At 62.0% G+C, this 17046-nt stretch carries 14 protein-coding genes and 2 pseudogenes; 9 read left to right on the forward strand and 7 right to left on the reverse strand.

The genetic code is table 11. The annotated features are described in order from the left end of the window. A complete protein-coding gene (gene fabG, locus AB4Y82_RS04590; RefSeq protein WP_441601969.1) occupies positions 1-738 on the forward strand; it encodes a 3-oxoacyl-ACP reductase FabG in 738 nt (245 codons plus the stop codon). 15 nt (positions 739-753) lie between these two features. Here the strand turns inward: fabG and AB4Y82_RS04595 are convergent, their stop codons facing one another. The 3 genes from AB4Y82_RS04595 to AB4Y82_RS04605 are packed head-to-tail and all read right to left on the reverse strand — an operon-like array spanning position 754 to position 3502. Continuing rightward, a complete protein-coding gene (locus tag AB4Y82_RS04595) occupies positions 754-1512 on the reverse strand; it encodes a glycosyltransferase family 2 protein (RefSeq protein ID WP_441601970.1) in 759 nt (252 codons plus the stop codon). Further along, on the reverse strand, positions 1509-2306 hold the full coding sequence (locus AB4Y82_RS04600) for a beta-ketoacyl synthase chain length factor (protein WP_441601971.1): 798 nt from the start codon (positions 2304-2306) through the stop codon (positions 1509-1511). Before AB4Y82_RS04600 ends, AB4Y82_RS04595 begins: the two co-directional genes overlap by 4 nt. After that, on the reverse strand, positions 2303-3502 hold the full coding sequence (locus AB4Y82_RS04605; protein WP_441601972.1) for a beta-ketoacyl-[acyl-carrier-protein] synthase family protein: 1200 nt from the start codon (positions 3500-3502) through the stop codon (positions 2303-2305). The genes AB4Y82_RS04600 and AB4Y82_RS04605 overlap by 4 nt, the downstream gene beginning before the upstream one ends. Before the next feature lie 198 nt (positions 3503-3700). On the opposite strand from AB4Y82_RS04605, the gene AB4Y82_RS04610 reads away from it, so the two are divergent. Both AB4Y82_RS04610 and hemF read left to right on the forward strand, forming a co-directional pair. Beyond that, positions 3701-4390, forward strand: a complete 690-nt coding sequence (locus AB4Y82_RS04610) for a YdcF family protein (RefSeq protein WP_441601973.1) — start codon at positions 3701-3703, stop codon at positions 4388-4390. A gap of 82 nt (positions 4391-4472) precedes the next feature. Further along, positions 4473-5375, forward strand: coding sequence for an oxygen-dependent coproporphyrinogen oxidase (gene hemF, locus AB4Y82_RS04615; protein WP_441601974.1), 903 nt, complete (start codon positions 4473-4475; stop codon positions 5373-5375). A 49-nt stretch (positions 5376-5424) separates the two neighbouring features. Here hemF and AB4Y82_RS04620 read toward each other — a convergent pair whose 3' ends face one another. Further along, the gene (locus tag AB4Y82_RS04620) at positions 5425-6084 is read right to left on the reverse strand and encodes a hypothetical protein (protein WP_441601975.1); all 660 of its coding nucleotides are present in this window, start codon (positions 6082-6084) and stop codon (positions 5425-5427) included. 143 nt (positions 6085-6227) lie between these two features. Between AB4Y82_RS04620 and gpmA the strand changes: the two genes are divergently transcribed. Together gpmA and AB4Y82_RS04630 are read left to right on the forward strand one after the other, a co-directional pair. Then, the gene (gene gpmA / locus AB4Y82_RS04625) at positions 6228-6971 is read left to right on the forward strand and encodes a 2,3-diphosphoglycerate-dependent phosphoglycerate mutase (protein WP_441601976.1); all 744 of its coding nucleotides are present in this window, start codon (positions 6228-6230) and stop codon (positions 6969-6971) included. 118 nt (positions 6972-7089) lie between these two features. Continuing rightward, entirely contained in the window at positions 7090-7599 is a 510-nt protein-coding gene (locus AB4Y82_RS04630) for a DUF1453 domain-containing protein (protein WP_441601977.1), read from the forward strand. Between the two features lie 6 nt (positions 7600-7605). Here AB4Y82_RS04630 and glnK read toward each other — a convergent pair whose 3' ends face one another. After that, on the reverse strand, positions 7606-7944 hold the full coding sequence (glnK, locus tag AB4Y82_RS04635) for a P-II family nitrogen regulator (protein ID WP_046971250.1): 339 nt from the start codon (positions 7942-7944) through the stop codon (positions 7606-7608). 190 nt (positions 7945-8134) lie between these two features. On the opposite strand from glnK, the gene AB4Y82_RS04640 reads away from it, so the two are divergent. Next, the gene (locus AB4Y82_RS04640) at positions 8135-8383 is read left to right on the forward strand and encodes an accessory factor UbiK family protein (RefSeq protein WP_354015077.1); all 249 of its coding nucleotides are present in this window, start codon (positions 8135-8137) and stop codon (positions 8381-8383) included. Positions 8384-8549: 166 nt separating this feature from the next. Then, positions 8550-9581: pseudogene (locus AB4Y82_RS04645) on the forward strand (YifB family Mg chelatase-like AAA ATPase); the annotation flags it as partial. A gap of 926 nt (positions 9582-10507) precedes the next feature. Here the strand turns inward: AB4Y82_RS04645 and AB4Y82_RS04650 are convergent. Continuing rightward, the gene (locus tag AB4Y82_RS04650; protein ID WP_441611128.1) at positions 10508-14629 is read right to left on the reverse strand and encodes a hypothetical protein; all 4122 of its coding nucleotides are present in this window, start codon (positions 14627-14629) and stop codon (positions 10508-10510) included. A gap of 686 nt (positions 14630-15315) precedes the next feature. Between AB4Y82_RS04650 and AB4Y82_RS04655 the strand changes: the two genes are divergently transcribed. Further along, entirely contained in the window at positions 15316-16005 is a 690-nt protein-coding gene (locus tag AB4Y82_RS04655) for a hypothetical protein (RefSeq protein ID WP_441611129.1), read from the forward strand. Positions 16006-16043: 38 nt separating this feature from the next. Beyond that, positions 16044-16223, forward strand: coding sequence for a hypothetical protein (locus AB4Y82_RS04660; protein WP_441611130.1), 180 nt, complete (start codon positions 16044-16046; stop codon positions 16221-16223). Positions 16224-16509: 286 nt separating this feature from the next. Here AB4Y82_RS04660 and AB4Y82_RS04665 read toward each other — a convergent pair. After that, a pseudogene (locus AB4Y82_RS04665) lies at positions 16510-16737 on the reverse strand (helix-turn-helix transcriptional regulator); the annotation flags it as partial. Positions 16738-17046 lie beyond the last annotated feature (309 nt).

The following is a 17046-nucleotide window of genomic DNA, read 5'->3' on the forward strand; positions in this document are numbered from 1 at the left end:
ATGACTCAGCTCCATACTCCCCGTCGCGCGCTGGTGACCGGCGGCAGCGGCGATCTTGGCGCGGCGATATCGCAGGCGCTCGCCGCAGGCGGCTACCATGTGATCGTGCACGCCAATACAGGTCTGGCTCGCGCCGATGACGTCGCCGCTGCGATCCGCGATGCCGGCGGTGCGGCGCAGTCGGTGGCTTTTGATGTCACTGATGCAGCCGCCACACGGCATGCGCTGGAGACCTTGTTGATCGACGGCCCTGTGCATGCGGTGGTGAACAACGCCGGCATTCATGAGGACAGTCCGCTGGCGGGCATGTCCGAAGACGCATGGCGGCGCGTGATCGACGTATCGCTGCATGGCTTTTTCCACGTTACACAGCCATTGCTATTGCCGATGGCGCGTGCGCGCTTCGGTCGCATCGTGTCGGTGAGTTCGGTGGCAGCGCAGTTGGGCAATCGCGGCCAGGCGAATTACGCCGCCGCCAAGTCCGCCCTGCATGGCGCCACGCGCTCGCTGGCGCGCGAGATGGCGTCGCGCGGTATCACCGCCAACGTGGTGGCGCCCGGCGTGATCGAAGGACGCATGATCGGCGAGCAATTCCCGCCCGAACGCATTCGCGAGATCGTGCCGGCGCAACGCGCCGGCAAACCGGAAGAGGTCGCGGCACTGGTGGCGTTTCTTTGTTCCGATGCCGCCGGCTATATCAACGGCCAGGTGATCGGCGTCAACGGCGGCATGGTCTAAAGCAGCGGTGCCTGCTCAGGTCACCGCGACGTCGAACACCACCGGACTCGAGGCGCGCGAGCGCCGATAGCTGGCCAGCACATCGCCGTGGCGCAGGATCTGCCCCACGGTGTAGAAGGTGATGCGGCTGACATCGCGGATCGGGCTGAAATGGCTGATGCGGAATTCGCCCTGGTAACGCGAAGCGATCGGCACCGACACCACGCTGATGCCTTTCTCGCGCGTGGCGGCGATCAGGATGGCAGCCTCGAACACAAAGTTTTCCGCCGGCAGATCGACCAGGTCGAGCGCGCCGCGCGGATACCAGCGCTGCCCGCTTTGCGTATCGGCTACCGGCTGTGCGCAGGCCCACGAGATGCCCCAATCGGCCACGCCATTGGCACGACGACGACCCTTCGGCTGCTGTTCGCGCTGGAGCAGACGCGCACCGATGACGATGTGATTGGGATAGCGCTGCGCTGCCGCCGCAATGCGCGGGATATCGGCGGCCAGGTGCTGGCCGTCGCCATCCATGGTGAGCACGGCGTCGAAGCCCTGCCGCAGCGCCTCACGAAAACCCGTGCGCAGCGCTTCGCCCTTGCCGCTGCGTTGCGGATGGCGCAGCAAAGTCACCGGCAGTTCGCGCACGATCTCGGGCGTGCGATCGTCCGAACCGTCGTCGACCACGATGACCGGGACGCCCAGCGCCAGCACGGATTGGACCACCTCGCCGATCGCCGCCTCTTCATTGAGGCAGGGAATCAGCACGCACCAACGGGCAGCGGACGTATTCAAGCAAGTGTCTCCAGCACAACCCTCAACGCCAGGGTTTCGGCGGCGGCCAGGGTGCAGTCACCGTGGCCTGTAGCGAGATTCTGCATCAGCGGCCAGGCGGATGCGGCAATCGGATTGGTTTCGTACCACTGGCCCGTCGCGGGCGCCGGGCGCAGCGGATGGTCGGCGTGGGCCTCAAGCTCGATCGCCATGCTCGCCAGCGTGCCCGAGGTGACGGTCGGGGAAAGCACCAGCGCAAAGCCGAAGGAGCTGCCTGTCGCGCTCATCTCGCCCACCGGACCGGTGCCGGCGATATCGCTGCACACCAGCAGTACCGCGCGCTGTTCGGCGAGGCTCAGCGTGGCCGCTTCCAGCAGGCCTGCGCCAAAGGTGGCGCGACCGGCGGAAATCGCGCTGGACAGCGCCTGGCAGCCGGTGGCGATCGTCCAGTAGCCGGCCGGCGCGTTGTGCACGGAATTGTGGAAGCGCGTGGGCGACAGCTCGGCCGGCGCACTGGCCAGGGTGGCGCACATATAGTCGGAAATCAGCTGGTCGCCATAGGCGGAGCTGAATACGCAAGGCAACTCACTTGCGACGCGACCGCTCATGGCTACCGCCTGGCCGGCCACTTCCACTGCCAGCAGCACGCTCTCGGGTGCGCGGCGTCGCTCGTTGGCGGGCAGGGTCGCTGCCGCGGGGCGTGCAGCCGGGGCGTCGATCGACAAGCCTTGCAGCTGCGCCTTCAGTGCCGCGAAATCGCCCAGTGCCGGCGACCACAGGCCAATGCCTTCCACGTGGACTTGCAGCGCACTCATGCCGGCGCCCTCCCGAAGGCAAGGCAGGCATTATTGCCTCCGAATCCAAACGAGTTGCTCAAGGCCACGTTGACGTTGCGCTGCTCGCTCTGCAGCGCCAGTTGCGGGCCGCAGGCTTCATCCGGATCGGTGCATCCAAGGTTGCCGGGAACCATGTTGTGGCGGATCGCTAGCAGCGCGAACACCGCTTCGAGAATGCCTGCGGCGCCCAGCGTGTGACCGGTGAAACCTTTCGTGGAGCTGGCGCGCGTGCTCGATGGAAAGGCGCGTGCGATCAGTGCGGCTTCCACTTCGTCGTTCTTCAGACTCGCCGTGCCGTGCAGGTTGATGTAGTCCACTTGCTCGGCACGCAAGCCGGCGCGCGCGAGCGCGTCGCGCAGCGCCAGCTCGGCACCGACACCTTCCGGATGCGGCGTCGACATATGGTGCGCATCGCTGGATTCACCATAACCGAGCAGGCGCGGTGCGTGTGGCGCGTTGCCCACGCGTTCCAGCAAGGCGAAGCCCGCCGCCTCGCCGATGGAGATGCCACGACGCGCCTGGTCGAATGGACGACACGGTTCGGGCGACACCAGCTCCAACGCGTTGAAGCCAAACAGCACGCTGTCGCACAACGTATCCACGCCGCCCACGATGGCCGCGTCCACCAGCCCAAGGCGAATCAGCCGCTCGGCCGTGGCGAACACTTTCGCGCTGGACGAGCACGCGGTGGAAACGGTCAGGCACGGGCCTTCCAGCCCGAGCGCTTCGGCCACGAAACCGGCCAGCGAATGGGGCGCGTGGATCAGCGGGCGGCGCAATTCCGCCGGCATCCGGCCGTCGGCATCGAGGTGGCGATAGCCCTCCTCAGTGGCGCCGATGCTCGCCGTGGAGGTGCCCAGCACCAGCGCGACACGCGCGGCGCCGTAGCGCTGGCGTGCATCCAGCGCCTGTTCGAGAAAGCGGTCCTGCTGCAGCCCCAGCCAGGCCAGGCGGTTGTTGCGGCATTCCCACGACGCGTGCGCCGCGGGCAGCTCAGCCTCTTCGACGCCATCGACACGGCCGATCCAGCAGCCCAGGGGAGCGCTGCTGAAGTCGTTTTCACGGAGGCCACCATGGCTGGAAGACAGGGCGGCGAGATGGCTTTCGAGACCTTGGCCGAGCGCTGAAGTGACCGTATAGGCACTTACGGCAAGGGGTTGGATCGGTACTGACATCGCGCGAGCCTAACGAGCGACTGAAACATTTCCTAGTCTGGACAGCCGCCACGCTGGATCGCGTTCATGTTTGTCAGTGCCGTTTTGACCGCCAGTTACGCCTGGCGTGACGGCTGAGCACGACGCCCGGCCGGTCCCCGTGGGACACTGCGCCGTCCACCCTCCGTGCCCTGCCCCGTGCCGCCGATCACCGCCCCCTTGAAGCGTGGCCCCTGGCGCTATCTCAGCGACCGGGACGTACTACACGCCTTCGTGGTGATGGTGGCCGCGGTGACCCTGAGTCTTGGGCTGGTGTGGGTCGGCTATCTCGTTCATGTATGGCGGGTGGCGGCGCGCAGTCCGGTCGCCCCCGGACAGCCGATGACCGTACTGGTATTCGGTCGCCGGCTGGTGCGCGACGCGCCCGAAATGGACTATCAGGCCCGCCTGCTGCGCGCGCTGGCGCTGATGCGTGCGCACCACACCGAACACGTCCTGTTGCTGGGCGGACGCAGCGGCGGGGCCATCAGCGAGGCGGCCGCCGGACGCAGCTGGCTGGAGCAGCACGAGCTGCCGCCGGGCGTGGTGATGCAGCTGGAACAGGCCTCGGTCGATTCGCTGGAAAACCTGCGCCATGCACGCAGCCTGCTGCAGGAAGACGGTCCCGTGGCTCGCGTGCTGCCGCCGGTCGCGCTGGTGACCAGTCGCTACCATCTCGCGCGCTGCCAGCTGCTGGCGCAACGGCTGGGTTTCCGCAGTGTGCCGGTCGCCGCCGAAGCGCGGCTGGTGCTCAACCGCCGTTACGTCGTGCGACTGCTGGCCGAGTCGGGTTATCTGATGTGGATCGATATCGGCATGCGCTGGGCGCGTCTGATCGGCCATCGCCGCATCAGCGCACGACTGAGTTGATGCGATGCGCGACGCGCCGCCGCAGCGGCCCGCGCGCCACGCTTGCTAAGCTGGCGGCCTTTGCACGCCGACGGACCGCCCCATGAGCCAGCAAGCCGACCAAGCCGAACTGTTCCTGCGCGAGTTGCAAGACCGCATTTGCGCGGCGATCGAGCAGATCGACGGCAAGGCGCGTTTCGAAGAAGACGCCTGGACGCGTCCCGCCGGTGGCGGTGGTCGCACGCGCGTATTGCGCGATGGCGCCATCTTCGAACAGGCGGGCGTGAACTTCTCGCGCGTCTACGGTAACCAGCTGCCGCCGAGCGCTACCGCACATCGTCCCGATCTTGCCGGGGGCGGTTTTGTCGCCACCGGCGTATCGCTGGTGCTGCATCCGCGCAATCCGCACGTGCCGACCACGCATGCCAATGTGCGCTATTTCGAGGCGAGCAAAGAAGGCGTGGATCCGGTGTGGTGGTTCGGCGGCGGTTTCGATCTCACGCCGTTCTATCCGCGCGATGAAGACGTGGCGCACTGGCATACCGTGGCGCGCGACCTGTGCGCGCCGTATGGCGACGATGTGTATGCGCGCTACAAGAAGTGGTGCGACGAGTATTTCTATATCAAGCATCGCGCGGAGACGCGCGGCGTCGGCGGCCTGTTCTACGACGATCTCAACGAAGGCGGCTTCGAGCGCTGCTTCGCCTTTACGCGCGACGTGGGGCAGGGTTTCCTCGATGCCTATCTGCCGATCGTCGAGCGCCGCAAGGACGAGGCTTATGGCGAACGCGAGCGCGAGTTCCAGCTGTATCGCCGCGGTCGCTACGTGGAATTCAACCTGGTCTACGACCGCGGCACGCTGTTCGGCCTGCAGTCGGGCGGGCGCACGGAATCCATCCTGATGAGCCTGCCGCCGCGCGTGCGCTTCGAATACAACTTCCAGCCCGAGGCGGAATCGCCGGAAGCGCGGCTGGCGGAATACCTCAAGCCGCGCGACTGGGTGTGAGGCATGAGCGCGTCATCGATCCGTCGATGACGCGCCCTTCAGGGTTCGATCACTCCGTCGGCATGGCGCCGCTGAACTTCACCGGCGTGGCGCCCTTCACGGGGCCGATCTGCGCGCTGTCGCTCACCTGCAGCACCACCTCGCGGCGGAACTCCAGCGTGCCCTGCACCACCGCATGCGGACCGATCACCACGTGCGGCAGACGGTTGTTGCTGCTCCAGCTCCACCCGCCCGGCTTGTCCACCAGGATGCCGCCTTCGATGCGCGAATTGGCGCCCACGGTCACATCGCCGTTGGTGGTCTGCAGACCGCCGCCCACGTGCGCGGCGTCGAGATTGATGCTGCCGTTGACGTTGCCGACCTTGCCGGCCACATCGGCGCCCTGTTGCAGGTGAATACCGCCGTTGGTGGTGCTGACGGTGCCGCTGACGCGGGCGGCCGAGCCCAGGTTCACGCCGCCGTTGACGGTGTCGACGGCCGTGGCCTGCGCATGATCGCCCAGGTTGACCGAGCCATTGACCGTGCTCGCCTTCTGCACCACGGCGTTGTCGCCAACGCGCACCGCGCCGTTGACCGTGCTGACGTTGCCGGCGTGCTGGCCCGCATCCACCTGCGCGGTGCCGTTGACCTTGTCGATATCGTTGTCGCTGGCCTGGGCTACGACGGGCAGGGCCAGGGCGAGGGCGAGTGCTAGCAGATGACGACGCATGATGAGCTCCATGAATAGACTGACCACCCTAGGATGCACCCGGCGCGGGCAGGGTTTAGCATGACCTTCGACAGGGGCCGCGCGATTTGACGGGGCCGGGGCGGGGCCTCACCATCGCGAGTTTCCCGCCACGAATTCCCGCCATGTACAAGCTCGTACTCATTCGTCACGGCCAGTCCCAATGGAACCTGGACAACCGCTTCAGCGGCTGGGCCGATGTGGACCTCACCGAACAGGGCATGGCCGAAGCGGCTGAAGCCGGCCGCCTGCTCAAGGCCGGCGGCTACCGCTTCGACGTCGCGCACACCTCGGTGCTCAAGCGCGCCGTGCGCACGCTGTGGGGCGTGCTCGATGCGATGGAGCAGATGTACCTGCCGGTAGTCACCGACTGGCGCCTCAATGAGCGCCATTACGGCGGCCTCACCGGCCTCAACAAGGCCGAGACCGCCGCCAGGTACGGCGAGGACCAGGTCAAGGTGTGGCGCCGCAGCTACGACATCCCGCCGCCGCCGCTGGACCGCGCCAGCAACGAGTCGGTGAACGATCCGCGCTACGCCAATCTCGATCCCTCGATGATTCCCGACACCGAGTGCCTCAAGGACACCGTCGACCGCGTGGTGCCGTACTGGCACGACGTGCTGGCCCCGGCGATCGCCTCGGGCCAGAACGTGGTGGTCGCGGCGCATGGCAACTCGCTGCGCGCGCTGGTGAAGTACCTGGACAACATCTCCGAAGAGGAGATCGTCGAGCTCAACATCCCCAACGGCGTGCCGCTGGTGTACGAGTTCGACAAGGACCTCAAGCCGATCCGTCACTACTACCTGGGCGATGCCGACGCCATCGCGGCGAAGATGGCCGCCGTGGCGAATCAGGGCAAGGCCAAGTAAGGCCAGTCGCGGGTGACAAGCGTCACCCGCGATGGTTGTGCCCCGTCAGTCGTGCGGGTGTGCCCGGCCCTATAAGCTGCGCGCATCCCATGACCAGGCGATCGCGATGACCCCGAACATGATCTACGCGCTGATGATCCCGCTGATGGCGTTCGCGATCTGGCGCCGTGTGCGCGGGACCTTCGGGCGCCAGCCGATCCGCCGCAAGCGGATGATGGCCCGCATCGCCGTCTTCACGGCGATCGGTGCCCTGATCGGCCTGGGCGGCCTGCACAATCCCCGCCTGCTGGAAGGGCTGCTGGGCGGTGCCTTGGCCGGGGCGGCGCTGGGGGTGGTGGGCATCAAGCTGACCCGCTTCGAGCGCGACGCCGCCGGCAACGACCTCTATATCCCCAACCCCTGGATTGGTGGTCTGCTGACGATGTTGCTGATCGGGCGCCTGGCATGGCGCTTCGTGGTGGTGATGCCGCAGCTGCAGGATCCGGCCATGGCGCACAGCGGGCCCGCCATTGGCAACAGCCCGCTGACCCTGGCGATCTTCGGCCTCACCATCGGCTACTACATCTGCTACTTCGCCGGCCTGCTGGTGCATCACCGCCGCTTCGAGCGGGCCCAGCTGGCGACCTGATGGCGCTTAGAGCGCGTCGCCGTCCATCTCGCCGGTGCGGATGCGGATGACCTGCTCAAGCGAACTGACGAAGATCTTGCCGTCGCCGATCTTGCCGGTCTTGGCCGAGGCCTGGATGGCTTCGACCACGCGGTCCACCTGCTCGTCGCTCACCGCCACTTCCAGTTTGATCTTCGGCAGGAAGTCCACCACGTACTCGGCGCCGCGGTAGAGCTCGGTGTGACCCTTCTGGCGGCCGAAACCCTTGACCTCGGTCACCGTGATGCCCTGCACGCCCACTTCGGCCAGGGCCTCGCGCACATCGTCCAGCTTGAACGGCTTGATGACCGCAACCACCAGCTTCATGGGTTTTCCTCTTGATCGTCAGGTGGCCCGTCGTCCGGGCCGCAGTTCCACATTTTGCCTGTGCAGGGATATCGCTGTCGCGCCCGGGCTCTCTGTAGGAAAATGCCTACAAGTAGAAGTGGAGCACCCTGATAGTGGCATTTACAGACATGAACCTAAACTCCACCCTGACGAGCTCGAGGTGCTATCCATGATGGATAGGCAGGATATCGATCAACTTGCCCAGCGTCTTGTTTCGTTGGTTCCATCTGGACTGGCTCAGGCGCATCAGGATTTGCGCACCAACTTCGGCGATGTTCTGGCGCAGGGATTGCGCCGCCTTGATCTAGTCACCCGCGAGGAGTTTGACGTCCAGAGCCAGTTGTTGGCGCGCACCCGCGCCAAGGTCGAGGCCCTGGAAAAGCGAATCGCAGATCTCGAGGCTGGTGCTGGCACCTGACTGACGGGGTGCGGCGCGGGCCCAAGTCCCGGGAGCCGTCCCCGATCCGTCACCCTCACCCCGAGAACGATCGGGGGCGGCTATTTTTCTCTGCAGGCCGCTGTGGGAGTCGCTCCGTGTTTCAGCCTGGCAGCCGCTCCCGCGTCGTAGCAGGCGTGCGGGCGACATGAGTCTTGCCGTCACCCTCAGTCGAGCCCAGGAAGGCGTGGCGGCTCCCCAGGTCATGGTGGAAGTCCATCTGTCCGGCGGCTTGCCCAGCACCAATATCGTGGGTCTTCCCGAAGCCGCCGTGCGCGAAGCGCGCGACCGTGTCCGCGTAGCCATCCAGAACACGGCGTTCGAATACCCCAACCGCCGGGTCACCGTGAACCTGGCGCCGGCCGAACTGCCCAAGGATGGCGGCCGCTTCGACTTGGCCATCGCGCTGGGCATCCTTGCCGCCGGCGGCCAGGTGCCCCGCGACAAGCTGGACGACTGCGAATTCCTCGGCGAACTGGCCTTGTCCGGCGCTTTGCGCGCCGTGTCGGGCGTACTCCCTGCCTTGTTGCGCGCGCGCGCGCGTGGCCGCCGCGTGGTGGTGCCACGCGGCAATGCGGCCGAGGCCGCCCTGGTGTCCGATGCCGAGGTGCTGGTGGCCGACACGCTGGCCGATGTCTGCAGCTGGCTGCGTGGCGCACAGGAATTGTCGCCGCCGGGCGCGGCGGCCGGCATCTTCGACGAAGTGATCGGTCCCGACCTGGCCGACGTGCGCGGCCAGCTGCAGGCGCGACGGGCGCTGGAAATCGCCGCGGCCGGCGGTCATCACCTGTTGCTGCTGGGGCCGCCGGGTACGGGCAAAACCATGCTGGCTGAGCGCCTGCCCGGCATCCTGCCGCCGCTGAGCGAGTCGGAAGCGCTGGAAACCTGCGCGGTGCGCTCTGTCGCCGGACAAACAGTCGATCCGAAATTCTGGCGTCGCCGTCCCTTTCGGGCGCCCCACCACACCAGTTCGGCCGTAGCCTTGGTAGGCGGCGGTGCGCTGCCGCGGCCGGGCGAGATCTCGCTGGCGCATAACGGCGTGCTTTTCCTGGACGAATTGCCCGAGTTCGGTCGGCATGTGCTGGACGTGCTGCGCGAACCCATGGAATCGGGGCATATCGTGATCTCCCGGGCGGCGCGGCAGTCCACTTTTCCCGCCCAGTTCCAGCTGGTGGCGGCTTTTGTGAGAAATCTCTATCTCGCCGGGAAAAAGGGGCGGCGAAGGGCCTTGCGACGCCACCTCGATTCAGGGATGTCCCGCGGCCGCTTGGGCTATGTCACGAGGTCGTTTCCCGGGCACCCCCAACGGACGCTACGTTCAGCTTTTCGAACAGGTAACGGCCGTGTCGGTTAATAAGCGCTCTGGGTCGTTTGAATTTCTGCAGTTCTTGGCCGATATCTCCAACCCTGCGACGGGTGAGATTTCGGCTGAACGACTTGCCCCTTGGCTTTGCCAAACGGAAAAGCAATTAATTTCCCAATGGAATGAGCGCGGGTCCGCGGTACCGTGGACCCTTTTTGCGGACGAATTATTGGCAGTCTTGGACGCAGCACAGGACAGAACTTTCGACCTCAATCTGACAGTGGAGTGGTACTTGAATAAGCCTATCTCCAGTTTTGGGATGAGCACACCTCAGGAGATCGTTGTGAAGGGCAAAGCGAGGATGCTTGTCGTTGCATTGAGGGCCGGGGAAATACACGTTCCCTAGCCGCACCTAGTGCCGTCAGGTGAACTCGGGAAAGGCTAGTCCAGAAGGCTCGGGAATCGAGGGCACTGACCTCCTCGTAGGGGGGGGGCTTGATGGCTGCGCAGAATGCCGCGGCCGGGTTGCGGGCCAGTGCAAGACCCTCGTCCGAGCCTCTTCCAGCCCCAATCTCTAGGGACGCTGTGGTCATGGAAGTGTCGGAGCTATCGACCTCCGAAGTGAGGACGATCGACGCAATTGGCACCCTTTCAAGTTGCGGGTGTTGGAGTGACAAGCAGCGGCGCAGGCTGTGCAAGTCACAGGCCGAGCCAATCAGCTCCTCCGGAATTCGCAATCGACGTTGCCCGCCAGCAAAACAAACTTAGTAAAGCCCTGCCATTTCGGTTTTTTCTTCCTCACCTCACAGGCCAGGGCTCAGGTGATCAGGCCCTTGTGAAGGGGCAGCTAACGACATGAATTTGGCCTTCAGTTCTGCCGGCAACATCACATCGGCAGCGGCGCTAGTGGCGAGGTATAGCGCGCCGAGAAACTGAGCGTCATCGGTGGCAATTGCCAATGCAGCCTTGACCGCAGGTATCGTCCGCTCCGGAAGCGACAACCGAAATGTCTCAGAAATAACAATTCGGGTCCATTCGAGGCGCTGCCATGCCGCAATGACAGGAGTTAAATAATTTTTGAAGTTGGATCTCTCCGCGTGCTGAAAGAATCGTATCGCCGCCACGCAATGGACCTGCGGCGGCTGGTGTGCATCCTTGCCAAAGCTTCGGGCCGCGCCGATCAACGCGCCATCAAACGATGTCACCGTGCCCGTAGGCGTTTGTAGGCTTTGCGCCAAAGGAAAGATCGTACCTGGAAGCTCATCTCCAAATTCCGCACGAAGAGCCGCCTCCAGCTCTTCTAGTGAGCGCGAGGATTTCTTGCAAGTCGCAGCGATAGCAAATGTGAGAAGTGCGTCGTTAGCAATCTCCGGAAGGGGGGAGACTGAGAAGTCGCTGCGAAGTATGGATGGAATATTGCCCCGCACGGGATTGAAGACGTCAGATGACGCCATAATCTGCCGCTTGTACTGAGACATGTAAGCGATCGCTTCTATGAAACCCGAGATATGGCGTGCAAATTCAGGTGCACTCGAGTTATCAATATCCCGCGTCACTCGTCGAATCCTGAGATCAACCTCCATAACCGGAATCCGCCCGCCGGACAGATGGCTATCCAGGCTGTCCGCAATTCCAACATCACAACCGCTGGTCACCTCGGACTGCGCAAGCATGTAAAAAGCAAAGTCGAGAGGTCCTATCCTATGGTTTCTGATGGCCTCCAGAGGGTCAGGATTGCTGCAACAACCTGGCTCCGAGGTGATAGGTGCGCCACCGATATATACCGTTCTATTGTCAATATGCGCTTGCGCCCAGAGTACAACGTGGCGCACCACACAGTGGCAGTAGGTTGCACGAAGCGACTCGGCAGGATCAATTTGTCGAAGCTCATTGAGCGCTTCACAGAGCCCCTCTAGTCCTTGCTTCACGTTACCTGTCTGGATAGCGGCTGCGGCGGCATCGGCTCCTAGGCCTACCGCCATTACCTTCATGTCGGGAAGCTTGGAAAGCGCCGCGGCCACCTTGCTCTCTAGAAACCAGGACTCCGCCAGCTTCCATTCACCGCCCTTTGCCGCACTAATCGCAGCCTCTCGCAGCGCGAATGCGCGCTCGACTGAATTTCCTAGGCCAATTTTGCCTGCTATCTCGCGCAAGATCGAAAGTGCACGTGCGTGGTCCTGTGCCCGCCAATAGATCTTAGCGCGTGCGCGAGATAGCAGTACGTCGTCTCCGAGCATGGCTACTGCTTCATCCAGGACCTTTAGTGCTCCTTCACCGTCGTCGCCATACTCATCGAGCATAATTGCTCGGGCAATCCAGCACTGATCGACTATCGGTCTTATCGACCACGAAGACGTTGTGAGCGCCATCTCGCGATATCGGTTCGCAGCATCGACAGCCGAGGCGGCGTCTCGTGGGCGGTCTACAAGCCAACCGCTGTTTATGAATACTGAGAAATCTGGGACGTCCCACCTAAGGACGCTGAGATACTGGGATCGTCGTCCCGGCTCCAGCAAATCAAGGCGGTTGATGATCGACTCAAGCCTTGCCACAGACGCCACCCCAGCCGACCCTATGGCGAACAGTGCACCAAACATGTCGTGGGTTTGCCGTCCCCGGCTGTTAAAGTTTCTCCGAAGGCCCGTTAGTATCTCGCTGCCTTCCGTCAGCTCCTGAAATTCCTCGAGAAGATCGAGCCAATCTTCGAGGAAGTTGCCAATACCCATCGTGCTCAAGACCGTCCCATACGCCAGGGCCTTGAACATGTTACGAAGCTCCGGCGTGGGCTGTGCGGCAGCTTCTGAAAACAGGGCCGTCGCACATGGCGCGATCTTGTCGTTCTCTCGTGCGGTCACCAACAGCTTGAACTGCGCGAGCCGCAACATTCCGGAGACAATTGAGCTATGGGGATAGATAGGACCCGTTGCCCCCAAGAGCTTGAACGCTGTCACGTTGTCGGAAAGAAATTCGCGCGTGCGTTCATCAGACGTAATGATGCTGTTGGCAAGGGTTAGGAGCACCGCTTCGTTCTTGCCAATGAGGGCATGCGTGATGATCACGTCTACATCGGTGCCGTTAATCGAACCTTTTGCCATGAACTGTGTAGCGATCGCGAAATGAATGGTCGTTCTCTGAGCCTCAGAAATCATCTCTTGCCCTGATCGAGCCGCCAGTGGGGAGACCCGATAGTGGTGACGATCCACCGTTTCTAGCCAGGGTCCAACCAGCTCGTCCATCGATTCGCCCGCGTTTGATATCTCAGGCGTCACATTCGCAATCAGTAAGGCCATTGCTCGATCAAATCGACCGATCGTGAGGCTAAGGCGATATAGCAAGTTGCGCGAGGTTTCGGGCAGTACTGCTACAAGTGTTCGTCGCGCCGCGTCACGCTCAGCCTCGATGTCTCCAGTTGAGAGACCATTGCCGACAATCTCCAACAGCTCGCCTTGAGGCCAGCCGCGTGCGCGCATACCAGAGATGAAGGCGTAAACGAGCTGCGGGTGTCCGAAAGCGCCGGCGATATAGGCAACTCTGCCCCAAAGTTTGGAATCACCGCCGTGGATCTCAACCAACGTGGCAGCTTCATCTTCCGTGAAATAGGGGCACTCCATAACGCAAGCCGCATCAAGATCAATGCCTGCGAGGGCCCTCGCCGTTGGCGCGAGATAACACGTAACAATCGCTGCCTTATCTCGGCGGCGCAGCGTCTTGACAACGCGTGCCAGCGACAGCGCCACGGCTGGCTCATTGAGGTGATTGAGGTCCTCAAAGAGAAAGGTTGACTCGCGGAGTCCGCCGATATGAGAGAAAACTATATCGAGGCGGCTGCATGTTTCGGTCGCATTGGCGTTGCGAAAATCTATAGTCGCGAAACCCCCGGTCAACGTTTCCGCTACCTGGCGAGCTACAGAGGATTTGCCGAGGCCGCTTGCGCCAATAATGATACACAGGCCGAATTGCCTCATCCGTGCGAGGACGCCCGCTTCTAACGCGACACGTGACACCAAGCGCGCCACTGAGGGGAGGAGTTCGCTCCGGACAATCCAGCTTGGTTCGGCGAGAGTAACCGCAACAGGGCTGCTAATATTCGCTAGTGCGGAAGATGCAAAGCCTGATGAAATTAGGTTTAGCAACTCCGCGGTGCCTCGTGGCACGGACATGCGAGTAGCTTCATCTACGGCGGTATAAAGGCTGGCCCGCGTTAGGAAACGATCTGACGCCTCCCTAGAGACGCTCTTCTGCAGTACACGATAGATGAGAGTATCGGCGACTCGTAACGCCTCAGCAGCCGGTAGGCTGAAGACATCACGCCCAACTACGACAAGGCGTTCGTCAAGTTCTTTGCGCAACAACGTGATATCGGGCTTACCGCAGTCCCATATGACTTTCCGAAGCATGTTGTGGCGAAGAGCTTCATCGTCGCGACTTTCCACAAATTTATGTACGGCAGCGGAAAACGCGGGGCCTTTTAAGATTGAGCGAAGAGGCCCTACATCTGCAGCAATGGCGGCGTCGCGCCAATAAACAAGGCCTGCGACTCCAGCGGGGCGATCAGCCGTCGCTCGTTCCAATCCTATTTCAGATGTTGTGAAGTAGTGCAGGTGGACGTCGATTTCCGGATTGCTGTCGGTTAGAGAGACAAAGCTTTCTATGGCCTCCCTCACACTGTCTGTGTTCACCGTGATGTTCCCAGAGGTAACAGTATCCTTTACCTGCACGGCCTTCATCGCATCACCAGCGATCACTGCGTAGTCCTCTGCAACCTCTAAATAGAGTCGCGCAGAATCGTCAAGATCGAGCCACGCCAGCGCCGCTGCCGTTATCTGATAAGCGTAACCGCGAAGCGAATCAACCGCTTGCCGCGCGGCGTCCCCCTGGGGTACTAGTCCATCGTTTCCAGAGCTAAACAGGTCCTTCACTTCCATCCTTGTCTGCCTCCGCTTATCTGTACAGCCATTGCTTTATCGCGGACTGCCGCCCAACCGAACATCGAGTCCCGCAAATGCTGAGCCCACTCCTGCTGGCGCTTACTATTAGACCGACGACGCGTGGCCGTTCTCTGAAAAGGTCCGATCGATCAGAGCTGCGACCAAGACTTGGACCCAGGAGCCAGCTCCGTCAGAACCAGATCCTAAGTGGTCGGGTTGGAGTTAGAGGGATAGCAGGGTAAAGCACGGTCACTACGATGTGGCGCGCCCGCTCAAGCCCGGCGTGAGGCTGGATTTGGCCTTGCTCTAGGAGAGACAAGACGCCTCTTGTAATAGTCGATTAGCGAGACTATCGGGTTGCGGCTTATAGTAAGCCTCCGCGAGAGAGGTAGGACGATGGTCAGCGAACCCAAGGATGACCAGCCCGAGTCGGAAGGGCAAGAGCGCTACCGACGGGCGGAGCGCTACTTAAAGAAGCGGAAAGTGCTAGCACGATGCCCGGAACACGGGTATGTGCTTCGGTATGACCGTGACATCCACACGTTGGCCCGTACGTACGGACTGGTTCTCAAAGACGATTTGGGCGGCTACGAGCTTGCCCACGAGGCCGTGTATAACGTCCTACAGGGTTACCTGGATCAATACTGCAAAGTGCGCGCTCTGAACGTGATAGGGATAGAACGATGAGCGACGCCACCAGCGAAATAGCGGACAAAACAGAAACTCCCGACGACGACACGCTGCGTCGTCGAACGCTATTCGACGCATACTGGACCGAACAACAGACGCGAGAACGGGCGAACCGTGACAAGTACGACAACACGATTCTGGCCTATTCTACGGGGGCGTTAGCTCTCTCTGTAACGTTCATTAAAGACGTTGTGCCGCTGGCTACTGCGCATGGCCTCTGGACCCTCAAGACCTCCTGGGTCCTATTCGCCACATCGCTACTGCTAATGCTAGCGACCTTCCCCATTGGGGCACATGCTAATCGCGCGAGCATTGACGCGGCGCATGAGTATTTCATCAACCGGAAGGACGAGTATTACAACAAGCAAGGTCGAGCAGGGAAGGTTTTAAATTGGCTGAATCCACTGGCTGGTTTGGTCTTCTTCGCTGCCGCAGGCTTCACCGTCGCATTCGTTTGGACAAATGTTCATGACAAGGAGCAAACAGGCATGACAAATCAAAAAGCGCCGCCAGCCACCTCGACCCAAACTCTAAACGAGGGTCATGTGTCCGCATCGATGCAGGTTGTACACAAAGGCACGCCGAGTGCGGCGATGCCATCTGCTCCCGCCCCGGCACCCGCACCCGCGCCCGCACCCGCACCCGCACCCGCACCCGCAGTGCCGCCGACGTCGAGCGAGTGACTGTTTGCAGACATCAGCTGTTCAAAAAGAGCGCCGCCATGAATGACAAGAAAATTAGCCGCAACGTGTTCGCCAATGACGGCATGCCGTCAGCTCTGATGAACAAGGTTGGATCGGCCGCCAATTCGCGTGGCGCCCCAAGCGCACAAATGCCACGCGCAGGCTCACCTGCACCCGCACCTGCACCTGCACCTGCCAAGCCCAAAAGTGGTAAGTAAATTGCGGAGTTAGGTTGTTTCGCAGCCAAAAGGAAACCGGCCGAAGCCGGTTTCTTGATTCTGAGCCAGCGCTGATGGCCTGGAGCTCGACATCGACAGGATCCAAGCCGGGCCCATTCGATGGTCGCGTCTCTGGTTTGGAGCACGGACAAGAAGGTGCCCACTCAGGTTGACCGGGTGGGAGGGGAGCCGTTCACCTTGATCTCGGCCTGACACCAACTGGACATTCGCGCTCCGGGTCCCAAGCCCGAACTAGTTCTAATGCCTTGGTTCCTCAGTGAGGACGTCAGATCTTTGCCGAAGCGGCCAACTTGGCGATTGTCGTTTCCAGGCCTCTTGCAACCTTTATGAGGGTTTGAATGGTTGGGTTCCGCTTTCCTCGTTCTAACTCACTGTACTGAGCACGATGCATGCCAATAAAGTCGGCGAACGATTCTTGGCTGAATTCCAGCCGCTCCCGGCGGCGCCGGATTGCGGTAGCGAGGCGCATTTGTTCGGTCAGCTCGTCCATGGCGGCGACCGTAAAAGGATGATACTTTTAAGACTACGCCCATAGATATAGTCTACTTATAAGTATCAGGAGTGAAAGTCTTGAGTATGCGACTTGTGGACGATGATCTCGACCTTTCGGTTGAACTCACTCTGGATCCGACGGTTAGGGATGCCTTGAGTATTGGGCGTGTGCAGAATTTTGTGTAACCGGGGTTTGGGTTACCGCTGAGGAAGTCGTTCCTCGAACTGAATCGTAAAGCGGTTCAATGCAGCCTTCCAGTCGCGGATCGGCAGCGTCCATTTCTTGCTGATGTTGCGCAGGGCCAGGTAG

Source organism: Dyella sp. 2YAF14, assembly GCF_052114725.1.
In the GTDB taxonomy this organism is placed as follows: Bacteria; Pseudomonadota; Gammaproteobacteria; order Xanthomonadales; family Rhodanobacteraceae; genus Dyella.

What these genes read in the sequence shown, in the direction of transcription:
- fabG (WP_441601969.1), top strand. Translation starts at nt 1, where the DNA reads ATGACTCAGCTCCATACTCCCCGTCGCGCGCTGGTGACCGGCGGCAGC.
- AB4Y82_RS04600 (WP_441601971.1), bottom strand. Translation starts at nt 2,306, where the DNA reads ATGAGTGCGCTGCAAGTCCACGTGGAAGGCATTGGCCTGTGGTCGCCG.
- AB4Y82_RS04605 (WP_441601972.1), bottom strand. Translation starts at nt 3,502, where the DNA reads ATGTCAGTACCGATCCAACCCCTTGCCGTAAGTGCCTATACGGTCACT.
- hemF (WP_441601974.1), top strand. Translation starts at nt 4,473, where the DNA reads ATGAGCCAGCAAGCCGACCAAGCCGAACTGTTCCTGCGCGAGTTGCAA.
- AB4Y82_RS04620 (WP_441601975.1), bottom strand. Translation starts at nt 6,084, where the DNA reads ATGCGTCGTCATCTGCTAGCACTCGCCCTCGCCCTGGCCCTGCCCGTC.
- gpmA (WP_441601976.1), top strand. Translation starts at nt 6,228, where the DNA reads ATGTACAAGCTCGTACTCATTCGTCACGGCCAGTCCCAATGGAACCTG.
- AB4Y82_RS04630 (WP_441601977.1), top strand. Translation starts at nt 7,090, where the DNA reads ATGATCTACGCGCTGATGATCCCGCTGATGGCGTTCGCGATCTGGCGC.
- glnK (WP_046971250.1), bottom strand. Translation starts at nt 7,944, where the DNA reads ATGAAGCTGGTGGTTGCGGTCATCAAGCCGTTCAAGCTGGACGATGTG.
- AB4Y82_RS04640 (WP_354015077.1), top strand. Translation starts at nt 8,135, where the DNA reads ATGATGGATAGGCAGGATATCGATCAACTTGCCCAGCGTCTTGTTTCG.
- AB4Y82_RS04650 (WP_441611128.1), bottom strand. Translation starts at nt 14,629, where the DNA reads ATGGAAGTGAAGGACCTGTTTAGCTCTGGAAACGATGGACTAGTACCC.
- AB4Y82_RS04655 (WP_441611129.1), top strand. Translation starts at nt 15,316, where the DNA reads ATGAGCGACGCCACCAGCGAAATAGCGGACAAAACAGAAACTCCCGAC.
- AB4Y82_RS04660 (WP_441611130.1), top strand. Translation starts at nt 16,044, where the DNA reads ATGAATGACAAGAAAATTAGCCGCAACGTGTTCGCCAATGACGGCATG.